The following is a 19,050-nucleotide window of genomic DNA, read 5'->3' as shown; positions in this document are numbered from 1 at the left end:
ATCATTCCCACTCAATCGTGCCCGGCGGCTTCGACGTATAGTCGTAAACCACGCGGTTGATGCCGCGCACTTCATTGATGATGCGCGTGGCAACGCGGCTGAGGAAGGCGGCATCATAAGGATAAATGTCGGCGGTCATGCCATCGGTGCTGGTCACCGCGCGCAGGGCGCAGACGCTGTCATATGTGCGCCCGTCACCCATCACGCCTACGGTCTTGACAGGCAGCAGCACGGCAAAGGCCTGCCAGATCGCATCGTAAAGCCCGGCATTGCGGATCTCTTCCAGATAGATCGCATCGGCCTTGCGCAGGATGTCACAGCGCTCCTTGGTCACTTCGCCAGGAATGCGGATGGCAAGGCCCGGCCCCGGGAAGGGATGACGGCCCACGAAGATTTCCGGCAAGCCTAGCTCGCGGCCCAGCGCACGGACCTCGTCCTTGAACAATTCGCGCAGCGGTTCCACCAGCTTCATGTTCATGCGTTCGGGCAGGCCGCCCACATTGTGGTGGCTCTTGATCGTCACCGAAGGCCCGCCGGTGAAGGAAACGCTTTCGATCACGTCGGGATAGAGCGTGCCCTGCGCGAGGAAGTCCGCCCCGCCGATCTTCTTCGCCTCGGCCTCGAACAGGTCGATGAAGGCCTTGCCGATGAACTTGCGCTTGGCTTCCGGATCGGTGACCCCGGCCAGACCGCCCAGGAACATCTCTTCCGCGTCCACATGGACCAGCGGAATGTTGTAATGGTCGCGGAACAGGGTCACGACTTGTTCGGCCTCATTCATGCGCATCAAGCCGTGATCGACGAAGACGCAGGTCAGCTGATCGCCGATCGCTTCGTGGATCAGCACCGCGGCCACCGCCGAATCGACACCGCCCGAAAGGCCGCAGATCACGCGCCCGCTGCCGACCTGGGCGCGGATTTCCTCGATCTTGGTCTTGCGGAACTCGGCCATAGTCCAATCGCCCTTGAGGCCGCAGACATGGCGCACGAAATTGGCGATCAGCTTGGCGCCATCGGGCGTGTGCACCACTTCGGGGTGGAACTGCGTGCCGTAATAGCGCCGCTCGTCATCCGCGATCAGCGCAAAAGGCGCGCCATCGCTAGTCGCAACAATGCGAAAGCCGGGGGCGAACTTCGTCACCTTGTCGCCATGGCTCATCCACACCTGATGGCGATCGCCCACGTCCCACAGCCCGTCGAACAGCACGCAAGGCTCCGTCACGGTGAGATAGGCGCGGCCGAATTCGCCGCCTTCGCCCGTTTCGTGGCCGGGGCGCACTTCACCGCCCAACTGATGGCTCATCACCTGTTGGCCGTAACAGATGCCCAGAATCGGCAATCCGCTTTCGAACAGCACCTGCGGCGCGCGCGGGCTGCCTTCATCGCATACCGATGCGGGCGATCCGGACAGGATGATGCCCTTCGGCTTCAGGCGATGAAACGCCTCTTCCGCCATGGAGAAGGGTGCGATTTCGGAATAGACGCCGGCTTCGCGCACGCGGCGGGCGATGAGCTGGGTCACCTGGCTGCCGAAATCGACGATCAGGATGGAGTCGGGAAGGTGGGCTGGTTCCATCCCGGCGCGTTAATATCAAGGAAGCCGCGCTGTCCAGCCATCGCGCGCGCGCATCCCCCGCGCGAGGGGCTCGTTCTGCGCCTGTAATACGCAACCGCAGATGAAAATTTTGCAACACAACTGTAATATTTCGCACTTGCAACATTTCGTTGCGCACACCATTTGCGCCCCCGGAAGCCGAGGGGGCACGAAGCCTTCCGGCTAACCCAAAGAAAACACAAAACCTTAGGTGGACACCATGCGCATTCTCGCAACCGTCCTTCCGCTGCTTGCCGCAGTTTCGACCAGCGGCCTGCTGCTGAGCGCCGCGATCGTCTGATCTTAGCCTCGCTGGACCCCAAAAGGCCGCCGCTCCCGCACCAGGGGGCGGCGCCGATTGGCGTTTCCGCCATGCCTTTTCCAGACCTCCGCCATGTCATTTCGATGACAAACTGCGTTGAGTTTCGCGCAATGCCTGGCGCAAATTTCGCATTTGCACACATCGCTTGTGCAGTGCACCATGAAATCACAGAAAACGACAAGCAAGGATGACCAAGGAAGGCGGCCGACAGCCACCTTATGGAGTAACCGAAATGCGTAATCTTGTCGTAACCGCCCTCGCCGCCATGTGCCTTTCGGGTGCAATTGCCACCCCCGCTGCGGCTGAGGAAGTAACCGTGACCGTGAGTCACACCGATCTCGACCTGACCACCTCGGCAGGCAAGAAGGCTCTGGAAACCCGCGTCGCCGCCGCGATCAAGGTTGCTTGCGCCAAGCCGGAAGCTCGCGATCTCAAGACCATGCAGGCTTGGGAAAGCTGCAAGTCCTCTGCCAAATCCGGTGCCGAAGAACAGCTGGCCAAGAGCTTCGAACTCGCCAGCATCTGACATTCGGGCCGCCGTCGAAACACAGTGCCGCTCCGTCTATGACGGGCGGCATTGTGCTTTTCAGGCTCCGTTTCCAGGGCCAATCCAAAGTTGCGTTTGACGCAACAGTGCTCGCGATTTTCGCACTTGCAGCATTCGAGGCGCGCAACCATATGCGCCCCAGAAGCAGTTAGACAGTTTCGCGGGCAGCTCCTCTCCCCCCCCTTTGCTGCCCGCGATACCCATTAAAGGAGGCAACCATGGCCACTTTCGCAAAGCGCGTTGTCGAACTTTATGTTCGCGGTGCCTCGCGCTACCCGATGCCGTTCATCTGGACGCTCTAAGCGCCGATTGAATGCATCCCGCGGGATGACAGGCGGCCGCCCTTCGGGGCGGCCGTTTTCGTTTGCGCGGTCCACATTCGGGCTCACCCGGCGGCGTTGCCCAAGACGCAACAACCCGCGAGTTTTTTGCATTTGCACAAATTCCTGCTGCACTGCAGCATGATCTTCGACAACGACAGACCGCTTCAGGCACCGATCCACCGAGAGGGCCCAACGATAAGGTCGCAAAACTTCGAAAAGGAATGTGCAATGCGTAAGTTCGTCCTCCCCCTTCTCGCTGCTGCCACCGTTGCCGGTGCTGCAACCCCCGCCCTTGCCGGCGAAGTGACCATCCGCGTGCGCATGGCCGACATCGACTTCACCGATCCCGCCGCGCTCGACACCGCCAAGGATCGCATCGATTCCGCCGTTTCCCGCGCCTGCAAGGTGCCCGCCATGTTCCGCTTCTATGGCAAGCAGGCCGTTGAGGATTGCATGGTGGACGGCAAGGCCAAGGCGCTGAACGAGCTGGAAGCCCGCCTGCCCGCTGCCGAATGATCTGATTGACCCAATTTCTTCCGCCGCAAGGCGTTGAACGGTTCGGCCCGCTGCACTCCTCTCCCTCTGCAGCGGGCCATTCTGTATGCAGGCATGGATGCCGCGCCCCACAAGCCTGTGGAACATGGGCTTCAATGCTTCCTAACTGGGCCTGTCCTGCCTATATGATGGCCATGGCAGAGACTCCCGAAAACACCCCGAACACCAACACCTATGGCGCCGACAGCATCAAGGTCCTCAAGGGGCTGGATGCAGTGCGAAAGCGCCCGGGCATGTATATCGGCGATACCGACGATGGTTCGGGCCTGCACCACATGGTGTTCGAAGTCTCCGACAACGCAATCGACGAAGCTCTGGCCGGCCATTGCGACCTTGTGCTGATCGAGCTGAACCCTGACGGTTCCGTCTCGGTAGAAGATAACGGCCGCGGCATTCCCACCGACATTCACCCGGAAGAAGGCGTTTCCGCCGCCGAGGTGATCATGACCCAGCTTCATGCGGGCGGTAAGTTCGAGAACACCAGCGACGATAATGCCTACAAGGTCTCGGGCGGCCTGCACGGCGTGGGCGTGTCGGTGGTGAACGCCTTGTCCGAATGGCTGGAACTGACCGTCTGGCGCGACGGCAAAGAACACTGGATGCGCTTCGAGCATGGCGATCCGGTCGACCCGCTCAAGATCACTGGCGACGCGCCGGTGCTGGAAAGCGGCCTGCCCAAGAAGGGCACCCGCGTGACCTTCCTCGCCTCGACCGACACGTTCAAGAACGTCACCGAGTTCGATTTCGAGAAGCTGGAGCATCGCTATCGCGAGCTCGCCTTCCTCAATTCGGGCGTGCATGTCCTGCTGCGCGACAAGCGCCATGCCGAAGTGGCCGAACACGATCTGTATTACGAAGGCGGCATCGCGGCTTTCGTCAAATATCTGGACCGCAACAAGCAGGCCCTGCTGGCCGATCCCATCGCGATCAGTTCCAACCGGGACGGCGTGGGGATCGACGTCGCTCTCGAATGGAACGATTCCTATTACGAGAACGTGCTGTGCTTCACCAATAACATCCCGCAGCGCGACGGCGGCACCCATCTGGCCGCCTTCCGCGCCGCGTTGACCCGCACTCTCAACAATTACGCCGAAAAATCGGGTCTGCTGAAGAAGGAAAAGGTGAACCTCACCGGCGAGGACATGCGCGAAGGGCTGACCGCAATCGTTTCGGTCAAGCTGCCCGACCCGAAGTTCTCCAGCCAGACCAAGGACAAGCTGGTTTCCTCCGAAGTGCGCCAGCCGCTGGAAAGCCTGATGGCGGACAAGATGAACGAGTGGCTGGAAGAAAACCCCGCCAACGCCAAGGAAATCGTGCAGAAGGTGGTGGACGCCGCCGCCGCGCGCGAAGCCGCGCGCAAGGCCCGCGAACTCACCCGGCGCAAGGGCGCGATGGACATCGCCAGCCTGCCCGGCAAGCTTTCCGATTGCCGCGAGCGCGATGCCAGCAAGTGCGAATTGTTCCTGGTCGAAGGTGATTCGGCCGGCGGTTCGGCCAAGAGCGGGCGCGATAGCCAGTATCAGGCGATCCTGCCCCTGCGCGGCAAGATCCTGAACGTGGAACGCGCGCGGTTCGACCGGATCATCAGTTCCAAGGAAGTCGGCACGCTGATCCAGGCCATGGGCACCGGGCTGCGCGACGAATTCGATCTGGGCAAGCTGCGCTACCACAAGATCATCATCATGACCGACGCCGACGTGGACGGCGCCCATATCCGCACCCTGCTGCTCACTTTCTTCCATCGCCAGATGCCGGAGATCATCAAGGCCGGGCACCTGTTCATCGCACAGCCGCCTCTGTTCAAGGTCAGCAAGGGCCGCAGCGAAGTCTACGTGAAGGATCAGGGCGAGCTTGACCGTTATCTGGTGGAAGCGGGCCTGCAGGGCCGCGTGCTGGAAAACAATCTGGGCATCGTGCGCGGCGGGGCGGAACTGACAAGCCTGGTCGAACATGCCCTGCGCATGAAGAACCTGATGGCCTTCGTGCCGCGCAAATATGATTCTGCCGTGGTGGAGGCGATGGGCCTTTCCGGCGCACTCGATCCGGCACTGGCGGAAGCCGCCCGCATGACCGCACTGGAAAAGGCTGCCCGCCACCTCGGCATGGGTGATCCCGAAGCCGCGTGGAGCGTGGAGCGACGCGATGACGGTTCGGTGATCTTCGCCCGCCTGTGGCGCGGGGTGACCGACGTTCACGAAATCGAAGCCGCCTTCCTGACCAGTGCCGAAGCGCGCAAGATGCACCAGCTCGCCACGCAAATGGCCGAATTCTACGACGCGCCCGCCCGCCTCACCAAGGGCAGCGCCGATGCGGAGCAGGAGCCGGAAACCACCGGCGAAGATGAGGAAGCACCCGCTATCTCGGTAGTGGCCGATGGCGGCATCACCCGCCCGGCGCAGCTGCTGGAAGCCGTGCTTGAGGCTGGCCGCAAGGGCCTGTCCATCTCGCGTTATAAAGGCCTTGGCGAAATGAATGCCGATCAGTTGTGGGAAACCACGCTGGACCCGGAGAACCGCGTGCTGCTGCAGGTCAAGGTGGAAGACGCCGACGTGACGGACGAAATCTTCACCCGCCTGATGGGCGACGTGGTGGAACCGCGGCGCGACTTCATCCAGCAAAACGCGCTCAACGTGGCCAATCTGGATATCTGACCCGGCAGACCGGAGAATTACTGCGCGGCTTGGCCATCGTGGCAGGCCGCGCCATGATCCTGTCATGCTCTCCGATCAGGATTCGCGCATGAAGCGTTCCACTCTTCGCGCCATCGTCGCTCCGGCAGTTCTCGCCCTCGCACTTTCGGGCTGTGCGGCCAATTACGATCACGGCACCTTCACCCTGCGTCAGAAGGCGCCCGAGGCTGCGCCGAGCGGAACAGTCACGGTGGGGATCGTGGCGATCAATGATTTCCATGGTGCGCTGGAACCGCCGAACCAGTCGGTTCAGGTGGACGACGGCAAGGGCGGCGTCACGCTGGTTCCCGCGGGCGGTGCCGCGTGGCTGGCTTCGGCCGTGGATTCGATCCGGGCGGAATATCCCAACAATGCCGTGGTTTCGGCGGGCGACCTGATCAGCGCCTCGCAACTGGCCTCCTCGCTGTTTCTCGACGAACCGGCCATCGGCGTGATGAACCGCATCGGGCTGGACTTCAACGCGGTGGGCAATCACGAATTCGACAGTGGCGAGCAGGAATTGCTGCGCAAGCAGGCAGGCGGATGCGCGAAATTCACCTCGCGCGAGCCTTGCCAGGTCGAACAATTCGCGGGCGCATCCTTCCGCTTCCTGTCGGCCAGCACTTTCACGAAGGATGGCGAGACCCTGTTCCCCGCCACCGGGATCAAGAGCTTCGGCAACGGCAAGGCCAAGGTCAGTGTGGGCTTTATCGGGCTGACGCTGAAGGATACGCCCAGTCTCGTCTCGCCCGACGGTGTGGCCGGGCTAACTTTCGGCGATGAGGCCAAGGCCATCAATGCCGCGATCCCTGAACTGAAGAGCGAAGGCGCGGACGCCATCGTGGTGCTGATCCATCAGGGCGGGCGCACTGAAGGCCCGCCGAATCCCAATGGATGCGAGGCGCTCTCAGGCGAAATCCTGCCCATCCTGTCCCGGCTCGATCCGCGTGTGGACGTGGTCGTTTCCGGCCACACCCATTCGTCCTATGTCTGCGATTACGGCACGATCGACCCGTCGCGCCCGTTCCTGCTGACCAGCGCGGGCGTCTATGGCGAGTTGGTGACGGATATCACGCTGCAGATCGATCCAGCGGCAGACAGGGTAATGACCAAGCGCGCCCGCAACGTCATCGTGCAATCGCGGCCCTATGTCTCCTCGCGCGGCGAAATTGCCAACTCGCCCTTGTTCGCACAGTTCCAGCCGCGCCCGGACATCGCCGCTTATGTGAAGCTCTATACGGACCGGGCGGCGCAATTCTCGCTGCGGCCGGTGGGCGCGCTCGACGGGGCGGCCCTGAAGGGCGAGGGACCGGATGGCGGCACGGCGGGTAATCTGATTGCCGATGCGCAACTGGCCGCCACGCGCAAGGCGGGCGCCCAGATCGCCTTCATGAACCCCTTCGGCGTGCGCGCCACGCTCAACCCCGCGCCGGACGGATCGCTGACTTTCGGCGATCTCTACAAGACGCAGCCTTTTGCCAATACGCTGGTGACGCAGACCATGACCGGCGCGGAAATCAAGGCCGTGCTCGAACAGGGTTTCGACGATAACGCGCCCGAGCAGCACCTCTCCCCCTCGACCGGTTTCACCTATTGGTACGACAAGAGCCGCCCCATAGGCGACCGGGTGGTGAGGATCGAACTGGACGGAAAGCCGCTCGACATGAGCGCCAGCTACCGTGTGACCACCAACAGCTTCCTGGCGGGCGGCGGAGACAGCTTCACCCTTCTGGCCGCCCAGCGCGATGCAATTATCGGCATGAGCGACATCGACGCGCTGGAAATCTGGGTGAAAGGGCCGCCCAAACGCGCGGTACCGCAGGAACAGCGCGAAGTGGACGCGGCGCAGAAGGCCGTAATCCAGTAGGCACTATCCCCACAGCATCCCCTTAGGTTCCGAATTGCCGGCAAGAAATGCAATGAAGGCCGCCTGCACTTCCGCGCCGGAAAAGTGGCGAGGGGATGTCCACTCTTCTTCCGATGGCGCCGACAGACGCCGGGCGGCAACATACTCACCCGAACCGGGGCCGCGTTCGATCACGAAGCCCGGATATTCCAGCGCGGCCTGAATGAAGCTGCCATCCGCATGATCGAGGATCGCGAAACCTGTCCCGGCCGCCGCGATCCCGTCGATTGCCTCGCGGATGACTTCAGGCGTGGCGCGACCTTTCAGTTTCTCTCCGTCGACCTGCAAGGTCATCGGAAGATAGGGCCCGGCATATTCGGAAACAGGCGCTTCCCGGCGCTGTAGCGGAGGCCCCTTTGAAAGGGTCTTATCCAGAAAATCGACCAGAGGCGCAGCGTCCCGCCGGAAGGCATGCCCTGACCACAACACCAGGCCGCAAAACAGAACGGAGAATCCAAGAACGAACAGCAGCGCAGCCGAAGCCTGACGATGCAAGACGAGGCCGATGGCAACGATGGGAAGAATCACAGCCAGAAATACTGCGAACACCATCCCGTTGAGGTTCGAGCCTGCGCGCCCCCTTATCCGGGTTACACCGTCCCGGTTGGACATCATGCCGAACAGCATTGGGCCGTGGCGGTCGAAGGCACTGAGCCACAGGCAGATGACCGGGCCTACGATCCATCCCCGAGGCCCGCGCGTGACATCGAACCAGTCCTTCAGGCGAGCCTTGATGGCGGCCGTCGCCTCTGGCGGAGCAAGGTAAGAGGCGACTTCGAAACGCATTCCAAGGGGCTGAAATGCCATCGCTCCCTCCAAGATGCGAGGCGCGAGGCCTTTGGACCCCGCGCCTCTAACGCTTACTTCCGATCGAGATGCTTTGCCATGAAGGGCAGCACCACTTCGTCGAAACGCTGGCCGATGCGGTTGACGTGATCGCCGTCATAGACGGCCCACTGGTTCACGATGCCGAAGCGGTCGAGTTCTTCGTGGATCATCGTATCGTCATGCAGCAGCCCGTCCTTGTCGCCCGCGTCCGATCCGATGGCGCGGAAGCTGCGCAGGGCCGGGACATGCGAGGCCACCATGGCATAGGGTGAATTGGCCGCCCATTTGGCGATCACCAGCTGGTCCACCTTGCCGTCCTTATAGGGGAAATCCGCGAAATAGGGCGGGTTCTGCGGGTTGGGTGACCATGCGACCATGGAGGAAAGGCCCGCGCGCATTCCGAAGTCGGCCTTCACGCCGTCTTCGATGGAAACGCTGGCCATCTTCTTCGCACTTTCTTCCGTTTCGGTGCGCGGGCTGATGCAGCAGGCGTTCTGCGCATAGATCGCGGCGAAGGTTTCCGGATAGGTCATGCCGATCACCCAGGTGCCGTAACCGCCCATGGAATGGCCGGCCAAGCCTCGCCCTTCGCGCTTGGCGATAGTGCGGTAATGGCTATCGACATAGGCGACCAGATCCTTGGCCACGAAGGCCCGGAAATCGCCGGTCGTCACCGAGGTGGAATACATGCTGCCACCCAGCTTGGTCAGCGTATCGGGCACCACCACGATGAATTCCTCGCCACGCTTGGCCGAGTTGTTCACCGCATCAGGCACCTTCATGAAGTTGTAGAAATTGCGCCCGTCAATTGCGAAACCGTGGAGGTAATAGACCACGCGGTAACGCTTCTTCTTGTCCTTGCCATAGCTCGGCGGGAGCACCACCAGCGCCTCGCGATCAGTGGAATTGCCTTCCAGATTGCCTTCCAGCGCGGGGCTGTGGACCTTGATCGTATCCACCTTGATACCTTCGGGCACAGGCGCGGCCGGCGCGGTGATGTTCTGCGCCATGGCAGGCGCGGCGAGCATGGCGGCACAAGCGGCCGCCAGCACGGCGAGTTTCTTCAGCATTGCAGCAATCCTTCCCCTTTTCCTGAATCTCTAGCGGTCGAGATGCGCGGCGAAGAAGGGCAGGACATTGGCGCGCAGCCGTTCCTTCACCTTGTCCCCATGGCCGCCATCATAGACCTCCAGCGTGTGAACGACGCCAAAGCGGGTCAGTTCCGCCGACATGGCCTTGCTGTCCGGAGCCAGCCCGTCCTTGTCACCCACGTCGAGCATGATCGCTTCATATTGCTTCAACTCGCGAATGTGCTGCGGCAGCATGCCCATCAGCGAATTGGCCGCCATGCGCGCCTGCACGACCGGGTCGATTGTGCCATCGGGCAACAGCCCCGCATTGACGAAATTGGGCGGGCGTTTCGGATCGGGCGACCATGCGGCAAGCTGGGCCAAATCGCCCTGCGCACCGCCGATAGGGGCGGACAGGTCCACCGTGCCATCATCAGCCTGCGCGCGTTCGGCCATTTCCCTGGTCACGACCTTAACCGAGCCGCCTCCCGCGCTCATCACATAGAGGCTGGAGAACACATCCGGGTGGTTCATGCCCACACGCATCGCGCCATAGCCGCCCATGGAATGACCGGCGAGGCCCCGGCTCTCCCGCCGGGCGAGCGTGCGGTAATGCCCGTCCACCCATTCGACGAGGTCATGCGCCACGAAATCCTCGTAATTCCCGGTCGTGGGCGAGTTGGAATAGAAGGAGCCGCGATGCTTGGAGAAGCCATCCGGCATCACGAAGATCACCTCGTTCCCGGCACCCGCCGCGCCGGTCAGCGCTTCGCCAAGGTCGAACAGATCGGCATAGGCCTTCGGCTCCACGAAATAGCCGTGCAGGAAATAGACCACCGGATAGCGCTTTTCCGGGTGCTGGTCGTAACCCGGCGGGGTAACGACATAGACCGTGCGGTCCGCCGTATTCCCTTCCAGATTGCCCGCGATGGCCGGGCTATGGACCTTAACCAGATCGACCCGCGCCTTTTCCTGCGCGAAAGCGGGCTGAACGGGGCCGACAGCGGCCAGAGCGACCGCCAGAAGGGCGACAAGAGGCTTCACCATGGCCCTACTTCCGGTCAAGATGCTGCGCGAAGAACGGCAGCAATTTCGTGCGGATGCGTTCGGCAATACGGTTGCCGTGATCGCCGTCATAAGTCTCCCACCCATGGGCCACGCCATAGCGGGTGAGTTCGGCATTCAGGGCGACATTGTCGTTCAGCAGGAAATCCTTGTCGCCCACTTCCAGGCTGATCGCCTCCATCTGCCGCAGCGAGGGCAGATATTGCGGGACCATGGCGAGGATCGAATTGGCGGCCAGCTTCGCATTGACCAGCGGGTCCATCGTGCCGTCGGCCTTCAGGCCGGTATCGACATATTTGGGTGCCTTGGTCGGATCGGGCGACCAGGTGGCTAGCGTGGAAAGCTGGGCCAGACCGCCGAAATCGGCCTTGGCGATATCCTCTGCGGTCATCGCCTCGATCTTCTTCGCCCCGGCTTCATCCATCTTCATGGGCGAGAGGCAGCAGGCGCTCATGGCGTAGAGGCTGGAGAAGGTTTCGGGATATTTCATCCCCAGCCGCATCGTGCCGTATCCGCCCATGGAATGGCCGGAAAGGCCGCGCGCCTCACGCTTCGGAATGCTGCGGTAATTGGCATCGACCCACTTCACCAGATCTTCGCCCACGAAGGCTTCGTAATTCCCCACGGTGGGCGAGTTCGAATAGAAGCCGCCCTTCAGCTTGGAATGGCCATCGGGGATCACCATGATCACTTCATTGCCGGCGCGAGCGGCTTCATCCACCGCTTCGTCGAACTTCATCTGATCCTGATACATCTGGGGCGTGGCCCAGTATCCGTGCAGGAAATAGACGACCGGATAATGCTTGTCGGGATGTTCGTCATAACCCGGAGGGGTGACGACATAGGCCCCGCGATCGGCCGAATTGCCTTCCAGATTGCCTTCCATCGCGCGGCTGTGGAGCGTCTTCCACTCGATCCGCGCCTTTTCCTGGGCCTGTGCCGGGCTGGTGGCCATGGCGGCCAGAGCCAGTGCGGGCAGGGCAATGCCCCGCATGATACGCTGCAGCATCCTCATTATCTCCCCCGAGATGTTTTCTGCGGGGCAGTTAAGCAAAGACGCCGCGACCTGTCACGGACATTGTCAAATTGGGGGTGTCTTCACCCGCTTCGTCATTGCGAGGGGCAATGACGCAAGACTACCCCGTCCGCCCGCAAACGAATTCCAGCTTCAGCCCGTCCGGATCGGCGAAGAACAGTGCGTAATAATCCGGGCCATATTGCGGGTAGAAGGCCGGCGGATCGAGCACCGTGGCGCCGATTTCCAGCAGCAGGGCGTGCAGCCGGTCCACATCGGCCGGATCGGCGGCGGTCCATGCGATGTGATGCAGGCCGGGCGAGAAGCGATCATGCCCGCGCCCGGCATTCTCGCCCCGGGCCAGCACTATGCCGATGGAATGGAACGGTGCCCCCGCTTCCGCAGCGCCGCGCCAGTCCCAATCCGTGCCATTTGCGTGATCGTCTGCGCGGGCATAGCCCATGTAGCCGAGCACCGCGTCGTAGAAGGGGCGGGATCGGGCCAGATCGCTCACCGTCAGGTCGACATGGTGGACGAGGCCGCGCGCACCCATGGCTTCAGAACCCCGCGCCTTGGGGCCAGCCCTGCGCGGCAAGGCCCATCACCTTGAACAAATCGCCCATTTCCTCTTCCGCAACGAGGCGGTGGCGGGCCGCCTCGATCTCGCCCGCCAGATGCGGCGCGGCGCGGGTGAGCGCGGCGGCGCGCGCCTCGATCCCCAGCGCCGTGAGCCATGGCCCCTGCCCGGTCGTGCCGAGCCATTGCGCGCCATGGGCCTGTGCCAGTGGGGCCAAAGTTGCGAAATCGACATGGGCGGTAAGGTCTGCCTCGCCCGGATCGGCGAAGGGATCGACCTTCCTGTGCGCGCGCACGGCCTGCAGCGTGGAGCCGGTGCGGAAATGGGCATGGCCGTAATCGATGAACAGGGCCGCCCCGCCCTGAGCGGCAAGCCTGCGGGCCACTTCCTGCACTACCGCCGATGCGGCAGGGCAGGTTTCGATCAGAGTGCCTTCCTCGGCCTCGCGCCTGTCTTCCGGCAGGGCCGGGTCCATCTGCGCGCTGCCTGCCACGCAGACGAAGGCCCCTTCCTCGTCCACCGCCACCATCCGTTCGCGCCAGCCGCTCGGCGCCTTCACCAATTGCCGTACCGGCAGGGCATCGAGAAATTCGTTCGCCGCCAGCAGGATCGGCCCATCGGTGGGCAGGGTGGACAGATCATGGTGCCACTGGGCCTGCGGCACTGCCTGTCGCTGGATTTCGCGCAGGGCGGCGGAGCCTTCCACCAGATGGACCTGCGGAGTCAGCCCTGCCCGCGCCATGGCCCGCAGCGCATCGCGCGCCAGCGTGCCGCGGCCGGGGCCAAGCTCCACATAATGCACCGGCTGGGGCTGGCCCGCGCGGTGCCACATATCGGCCAGCCACAGGCCCACCAGCTCGCCGAACATCTGGCTGATTTCCGGCGCGGTGATGAAATCGCCCGCCGTGCCGAAGGGATCGCGCGAGCCGTAATAGCGGGCATTCGCCTCGGCCATGTAATGCGCCAGGCTGATCGGGCCGGTGGCCGCGATCAGGCGCCGGAAGCTGGCCGAGAGGCTGCCCTCTCCGCTGCCGCTCATGCCGCTGGCTTGCCTCCCGCAGGTGCCCCGGTGGCCAGCGGCGGGCGCAGCAATGCGCGTGCCGCCACGGCAAGGCCCAGCACGATCAGCGGCACGGTGAGCCACTGGCCCATCGAAAGCCCGGTTTGCCGCGCGAATTCCGCCAGCTGGGCATCCGGCTCGCGGAAGAATTCAACGGTGAAGCGGGCCAGCGCGATGCCTGCGGTGAACACGCCCGCCATCAGGCCGGGGCGGAAGCGAGCATTGGTTTTCCAGAACAGCAGCAGCATCACCACGATCAGCAAGGCGCCTTCCAGTGCCGCCTCGTAAAGCTGCGAGGGATGGCGCGGCAGCGGGCCGCCGCCGGGAAACACGATGGCCCATGGCACGTCGGTGGGGCGGCCCCACAGCTCGCCATTGATGAAATTGGCAAGGCGGCCCAGCATCATGCCTACCGGCACGTTGACTGCCACGTAATCCATCACGCGCAGGAAGGGCAGCTTGCCCCGCCAGCAGACCCACAGCACGGCCAGCACCACGCCGATCACCCCGCCATGGAAGCTCATCCCGCCTTCCCACAGCTTGATCAGCTGACCGGGATGGGCCCACAAGCTGGGAATGCCGGTATCGCCGCCGGTGTAGAAAGTGGCATAGCCAAGGCGCCCGCCCAGAATGACGCCCAGTGTACAGTAGAAGAACAGATCTTCCACATGGCGCTGCGCCATGGGGGCGCCGGGCGCCTTCACCATTTTGGACAGGTGCCACCAGGCAAAGGCGATGCCGAGAATATAGGCCAGCGAATAGAATCGCAGGGTGAAGAACCCCAGTTCGATCCCCGGCCTGAGGCCCAGATCGGCCCAATGAATCGGTCCGTTGCCCACCGCTTCGCCGACAGTGGCGGCCAATAGTGACAGCACTTGGTGTTCCTCTTACTATCGGCTTCACAGCGCCGGGGACGCGGGCGCTTGTGGCACAGCGGATGGCGCGGCGAAAGCCTGCGCTGCACTCTGCCCTCCACAGGCGGCCGGGTAATACCGGACGCATGGGATTGGAGAAGAGGTGCCGATGCCGAGCGAGATGGACCGCAGCCTGAAGGCGAATCTGGAAGCCAGCCTTGCCCCGGGCGCGCCGCTCGAACTCACTACCATCCCACGCTTCGGCACCGATCTGCCGCTGTTCAAACATGCCCCGCCCACCTTGCCGGCCTATTTCGCGCATTATTGCGCCCGGCATGGCGATGCGACCTTTCTGGTCGACGGCGATTTCCGCCTGAGCTTTGCCGAAAGCCTCGCCTCCGCCCGCGCGCTGGCAGGCGGGCTGGTGGAAGGGCACGGGGTGCGCAAGGGCGACCGGATCGGCATCGCCGCGCGCAATTCCGCCAATTGGGCCATTGCCTATATAGCCGTGCTGTTGGCAGGCGGCTGCGTGACCTTGCTGAACGGCTTTTCGACCGGCGAGGAACTGGCCGAAGCGATCGCGCTGGCCCAGTGCAGCCTGGTGCTGGCCGATCCCCAGCGCGCCGCCCGGCTGGACGGACGGGCGCAGGGCACGCCGGTACTGGTCTTCACCCATGATGCCCTGCCGCTGGAAGGGCTGCGCGAACTCACTGCCAAGGGCGGCGGGGCCGAAACGCCGCTGCCTGAACTGGGGCCTGACGATCACGCCACGATCCTGTTCACCTCCGGCTCCACCGGCAAATCGCGCGGTGTCCTGTCCGATCACCGCGCCGTGGTGCAGGCAACGCTCAATTTCGGGGCGCAGACGCTGATGGTCTATGGCCATATGCTCAAGCGCGGCGAGGCCCCGGCATATCCCGCCGCATCGCTGGTGGCCGTGCCCCTGTTCCATGTGACCGGCGAAGTGCCCCTGTTCCTGCAGAGCTTCGCACTGGGGCGGCGGCTGGTGATGCTGCCGAAATGGGATGCGCTGGAGGCAATGCGCCTGATCGAGGCGGAGAAAATCACCTATTTCGTGGGCGTTCCGCTGATGAGCATCGAACTGGCCACTCACCCGGATCGTGGCCGGTTCGACCTTTCAAGCTGCACCAATTTCGCGGCGGGCGGCGCGGCCCGGCCGCCCGATCACGTCCAGCGCATCCGCGCCAATATGCCATCGGGCTATCCGATCATCGGCTATGGCCTGACCGAGACCAACGCCGTGGGCTGCGGCAATTTCAACGAGAATTACCTCGCCAAACCGGGCAGCACCGGCCCCGCCAGCCTGCCGCTGGCCGATCTGGCGATCTTCGGCGCGGATGGCGCGAAACTGCCGCCGGGCGAGACGGGCGAAGTGGCGATCCGGTCCGTCTGCAATTTCCTGGGCTATTGGAACGATCCGGAGGCCACGCGCGAAGCCATGCGCGAGGATGGCTATTTCCTGACCGGCGATCTCGGCTTCCTGGACGAGGACGGCTATCTCTTTATCGTCGACCGCAAGAAGGACATCATCATCCGCGGGGGCGAGAATATCTCCTGCATCGAGGTGGAACAGGCGATCTATGCCCATCCCTCGATTGCGGAATGTTCCGTCTTCGGCCTGCCGGATGACCGGTTCGGCGAGATTCCCGCCGCCGTCTGGCTGCCCCGCGAAGGGCACGATCTGGACGAGGCGGACCTGCGCGAATTCCTTGCCGAAACGCTTGCGCCCTTCAAGATTCCCGCCCGGATGTGGCGCTCGCCAGAGCCATTGCCCCGCCTTGGAACGGCAAAAGTGGACAAGCGTGCGTTGCGCGAAAAATATCTGGCTTTATCTGAGGTTCAGTGAGCGCAATCAGGATACCCAATCAACGCGCGGTTCTGGACCGTCGCAAGCTGGCAGGCGACATCGCGGAAGCGGTGGCCGATGCCGGTGCCGCCAAGGCACGCAAGCGCGTGGTGGAACTGCTGCGCAGCGCCATGGCCGAAGGGCGCGCGGAACTGACGCGCCGCCTTGCCGACAAGCCTTCCGCCGGGCACGAGATCACGGCCGGTTTCGCCTTCCTGATGGATCAGATCATCCGCGTGATGCACGATCACGTCGTCACCGATCTCTACCCCGTCAACAATCGCAGTTCGGGCGAGCGGCTGACGATCATGGCCGTGGGCGGCTATGGCCGCGCCGAGATGGCGCCCCATTCGGATATCGATATCGCCTTCCTCACTCCCGGCAAGCAGACCGCCTGGTGCGAACAGGTGATCGAGGCCATGCTCTATCTCCTGTGGGATCTGGGCCTGAAAGTGGGCCATTCCAGCCGCTCGCTGGACGATATGGTGCGCATGGCGCGCGGCGATCTGACGATCCGCACTGCCATGCTGGAAGGCCGCTATCTGTGGGGCGATCAGGAGCTTTACGAGGAAGCCAGCGCGCGCTTCTTCGCCGAAGCGGTCGCCGGGACGGAACGGCAATTCGTCACCGAAAAGCTGGCCGAGCGCAACGAACGGCACAAGCGCCTGGGCGACAGCCGCTATGTCGTCGAGCCGAACATCAAGGAAGGCAAGGGCGGCCTGCGGGATTTGCAGACGCTCTACTGGATCGGCAAATACATCCACAAGGTGAAGAGCGCCGCCGAACTGGTCGAGGTCGGCCTGTTCACCCGCGCCGAATATCGAGCCTTCCGCCGGGCGGAGGGCTTCTTTCTGGCGGTGCGATCCCACCTGCACACGATCACCAACCGCGCGGAAGACCGGCTGACCTTCGACCTGCAGCGCGAAGTGGCCCGCCGGATGCAATTCGCCGACCGTCCGGGCAAGAGCGCGGTCGAGCGTTTCATGCAGTATTATTTCCTGCAGGCGAAGCGCGTGGGCAGCCTTTCGGGCATCTTCCTGGCCCAGCTGGACGAGCAATTCGCCCGCAAGACGCCGCGCGGGTTGCTGGCAGGTTTCCGCGCCCGTGCCCGCTCCGTGCGCGGTTACAAAGTGTTCGGCGGGCGCATCGCCGCGCAGGGCGACGACTGGTTCAGGGACGATCCGGTCCGCCTGATCGAAATCTTCCAGATCGCCGAGGAAGAGGGGCTGGAAATCCACCCCGCCACCATGCGCATGGCCGCACGCGACTGCACGCTGATCAAGGAAGATGTCCGCAACGATCCGCGCGCCAATGCCCTGTTCCTTAAATTGCTGGCCGGCCGGCGTGACCCGGAAATGGTGCTGCGCTGGATGAACGAGGCGGGCGTGTTCGGCCGCTTCGTGCCTGATTTCGCCCGCGTCAACGCGCAGATGCAGTTCGACATGTACCACCATTATACGGTGGACGAGCACACGATCCGCGCCATCGGCTTGCTGGCGAAGATCGAGCGGGGGGATCTGCGCAAGGATCACCCGCTGGCCACGGAACTGTTCCCCAAGCTCCAGTCGCGCAACGCGCTCTATGTCTCGGTACTGCTGCATGACATCGCCAAGGGCCGCGGAGGGGACCATTCGATCCTTGGCGCGGAAGTGGCCGAAAAGCTCTGCCCGCGCCTCGGCATGGACGAAGACGAGACCGAACTGGTCGCCTGGCTGGTGCGCTGGCACCTGCTGATGAGCGCAACGGCCTTCAAGCGCGACCTGTCGGACCCCAAGGCCATCGCCGATTTCGTGGCCGAAGTGCAGAGCGTGGAGCGCCTGCGCCTGCTGACCTTGCTGACCATCGTGGACATTCGCGCAGTGGGGCCGGGCATCTGGAACAGCTGGAAACGCCAGTTGCTCACCCAGCTTTATGCGCTGGCCGAAGAGGCCCTGCGCCTTGGCCATGTCAGCAGCGGCCGGACCGAGCGCGTGCAGCTCAAGCGTGAGGATGTGGCCGCCATTCTGGGCACCGGCGGCCATGTGATGGAGGAACTGGACGACCGGTTCGACGATTCCTACTGGATCGCCGAGCCGGCCGACATCATCGCCATGAATTTGCGGCAATATGCCGAGGCGAAGGAACTGCAGAAGCGGCTGTCGATCCACTGCGAATATTACGCGGCGCGCGGGGCTACGCTCGTCACCGTGATTGCGGACGACCATCCGGGCCTGTTCTACCGCATCGCGGGCGCGATAAGCCTTGCGGGCGGCAACATCATCGACGCGCGCATTCACACCACCCGCGTGGGCAAGGCAGTCGACAATTTCCTGGTGCAGGATCCGCTGGGCCGCCCCTTCAGCGAGGAAGCGCAGCTGGCAAGGCTGGCGACGGCCATCGAGGATTCGCTGGCCAACCGGATCGAACTGGTGCCCCAGCTCGCCAAGCGCCCCCTCAGCCACGCCCGCGCCGCCAGCTTCGAAGTGCGCCCGCGCGTATTTACGGACAACAAGGCATCCAACCGCTTCACCGTGATCGAAGTGAATGCGCGTGACCGGCCCGCCCTGCTCAACCGGCTCGCCCGTGCCCTGTTCGAAAACCGGCTGATGGTGAATTCCGCACACATCACCAATTACGGCGAGCGCGCGGCGGATACGTTCTACGTCACCGATCTGCTGGGAGGAAAGATCACCTCGGCCGACCGGCTCAAGGCAATCGAGGAAGCGCTGCTCACTGCATCGAGCGACGAGGCACAGGCCATGGCAGAGAAAGTGGAGGCTTAGGCCAGCACACTTCGTGAGAACGAAATGCCGGCCCGT

At 63.4% G+C, this 19,050-nt stretch carries 14 protein-coding genes; 6 read left to right on the top strand and 8 right to left on the bottom strand.

Features of this window, described 5'->3' with window-relative positions; genetic code table 11:
• Position 1: 1 nt before the first annotated feature.
• On the bottom strand, positions 2 to 1,576 hold the full coding sequence (guaA, locus tag SZ64_RS15330) for a glutamine-hydrolyzing GMP synthase (protein ID WP_054531625.1): 1,575 nt from the start codon (positions 1,574 to 1,576) through the stop codon (positions 2 to 4).
• A 572-nt stretch (positions 1,577 to 2,148) separates the two neighbouring features.
• Between guaA and SZ64_RS15325 the strand changes: the two genes are divergently transcribed.
• From SZ64_RS15325 to SZ64_RS15310, 4 genes are all read left to right on the top strand, one after another.
• Positions 2,149 to 2,442: a UrcA family protein gene (locus tag SZ64_RS15325; RefSeq protein WP_162225123.1), complete on the top strand. Its 294-nt coding sequence runs from the start codon at positions 2,149 to 2,151 to the stop codon at positions 2,440 to 2,442.
• A 572-nt stretch (positions 2,443 to 3,014) separates the two neighbouring features.
• Positions 3,015 to 3,302 (top strand): UrcA family protein, encoded by a 288-nt coding sequence (locus SZ64_RS15320; protein WP_054531623.1) that lies wholly within the window; start codon positions 3,015 to 3,017, stop codon positions 3,300 to 3,302.
• A gap of 173 nt (positions 3,303 to 3,475) precedes the next feature.
• Complete coding sequence (gyrB, locus tag SZ64_RS15315; protein WP_054532300.1) at positions 3,476 to 5,992, top strand: DNA topoisomerase (ATP-hydrolyzing) subunit B; 2,517 nt, start codon at positions 3,476 to 3,478, stop codon at positions 5,990 to 5,992.
• Positions 5,993 to 6,080: 88 nt separating this feature from the next.
• Entirely contained in the window at positions 6,081 to 7,877 is a 1,797-nt protein-coding gene (locus SZ64_RS15310; RefSeq protein ID WP_054532299.1) for a bifunctional metallophosphatase/5'-nucleotidase, read from the top strand.
• A 3-nt stretch (positions 7,878 to 7,880) separates the two neighbouring features.
• On the opposite strand, the gene SZ64_RS15305 is transcribed toward SZ64_RS15310, so the two are convergent.
• The 7 genes from SZ64_RS15305 to lgt all read right to left on the bottom strand — a co-directional run bounded on the left by SZ64_RS15305 (position 7,881) and on the right by lgt (position 14,406).
• Entirely contained in the window at positions 7,881 to 8,723 is an 843-nt protein-coding gene (locus tag SZ64_RS15305) for a hypothetical protein (protein ID WP_156313661.1), read from the bottom strand.
• Between the two features lie 53 nt (positions 8,724 to 8,776).
• Positions 8,777 to 9,814, bottom strand: a complete 1,038-nt coding sequence (locus tag SZ64_RS15300; RefSeq protein ID WP_054531621.1) for an alpha/beta hydrolase-fold protein — start codon at positions 9,812 to 9,814, stop codon at positions 8,777 to 8,779.
• A 30-nt stretch (positions 9,815 to 9,844) separates the two neighbouring features.
• Positions 9,845 to 10,861: an alpha/beta hydrolase gene (locus SZ64_RS15295; protein ID WP_054531620.1), complete on the bottom strand. Its 1,017-nt coding sequence runs from the start codon at positions 10,859 to 10,861 to the stop codon at positions 9,845 to 9,847.
• Positions 10,862 to 10,865: 4 nt separating this feature from the next.
• Positions 10,866 to 11,888: an alpha/beta hydrolase-fold protein gene (locus SZ64_RS15290; protein WP_241773057.1), complete on the bottom strand. Its 1,023-nt coding sequence runs from the start codon at positions 11,886 to 11,888 to the stop codon at positions 10,866 to 10,868.
• Positions 11,889 to 12,015: 127 nt separating this feature from the next.
• Positions 12,016 to 12,447, bottom strand: a complete 432-nt coding sequence (locus tag SZ64_RS15285) for a VOC family protein (RefSeq protein ID WP_054532298.1) — start codon at positions 12,445 to 12,447, stop codon at positions 12,016 to 12,018.
• Between the two features lie 4 nt (positions 12,448 to 12,451).
• Positions 12,452 to 13,510: an SAM-dependent methyltransferase gene (locus SZ64_RS15280; RefSeq protein WP_054531618.1), complete on the bottom strand. Its 1,059-nt coding sequence runs from the start codon at positions 13,508 to 13,510 to the stop codon at positions 12,452 to 12,454.
• A complete protein-coding gene (gene lgt / locus SZ64_RS15275) occupies positions 13,507 to 14,406 on the bottom strand; it encodes a prolipoprotein diacylglyceryl transferase (protein WP_082384620.1) in 900 nt (299 codons plus the stop codon). Before lgt ends, SZ64_RS15280 begins: the two co-directional genes overlap by 4 nt.
• 148 nt (positions 14,407 to 14,554) lie before the next feature.
• Here lgt and SZ64_RS15270 point away from each other — a divergent pair, with 148 nt between their 5' ends.
• Entirely contained in the window at positions 14,555 to 16,252 is a 1,698-nt protein-coding gene (locus SZ64_RS15270; RefSeq protein ID WP_054531617.1) for a class I adenylate-forming enzyme family protein, read from the top strand.
• The gene (locus tag SZ64_RS15265; protein ID WP_054531616.1) at positions 16,249 to 19,014 is read left to right on the top strand and encodes a [protein-PII] uridylyltransferase; all 2,766 of its coding nucleotides are present in this window, start codon (positions 16,249 to 16,251) and stop codon (positions 19,012 to 19,014) included. Before SZ64_RS15270 ends, SZ64_RS15265 begins: the two co-directional genes overlap by 4 nt.
• Positions 19,015 to 19,050 lie beyond the last annotated feature (36 nt).

The organism is Erythrobacter sp. SG61-1L, from assembly GCF_001305965.1.
GTDB lineage: Bacteria > Pseudomonadota > Alphaproteobacteria > Sphingomonadales > Sphingomonadaceae > Andeanibacterium.
Note: the sequence above shows the minus strand (reverse complement) of the source record. Positions and strands in the feature narration are given on the sequence as shown.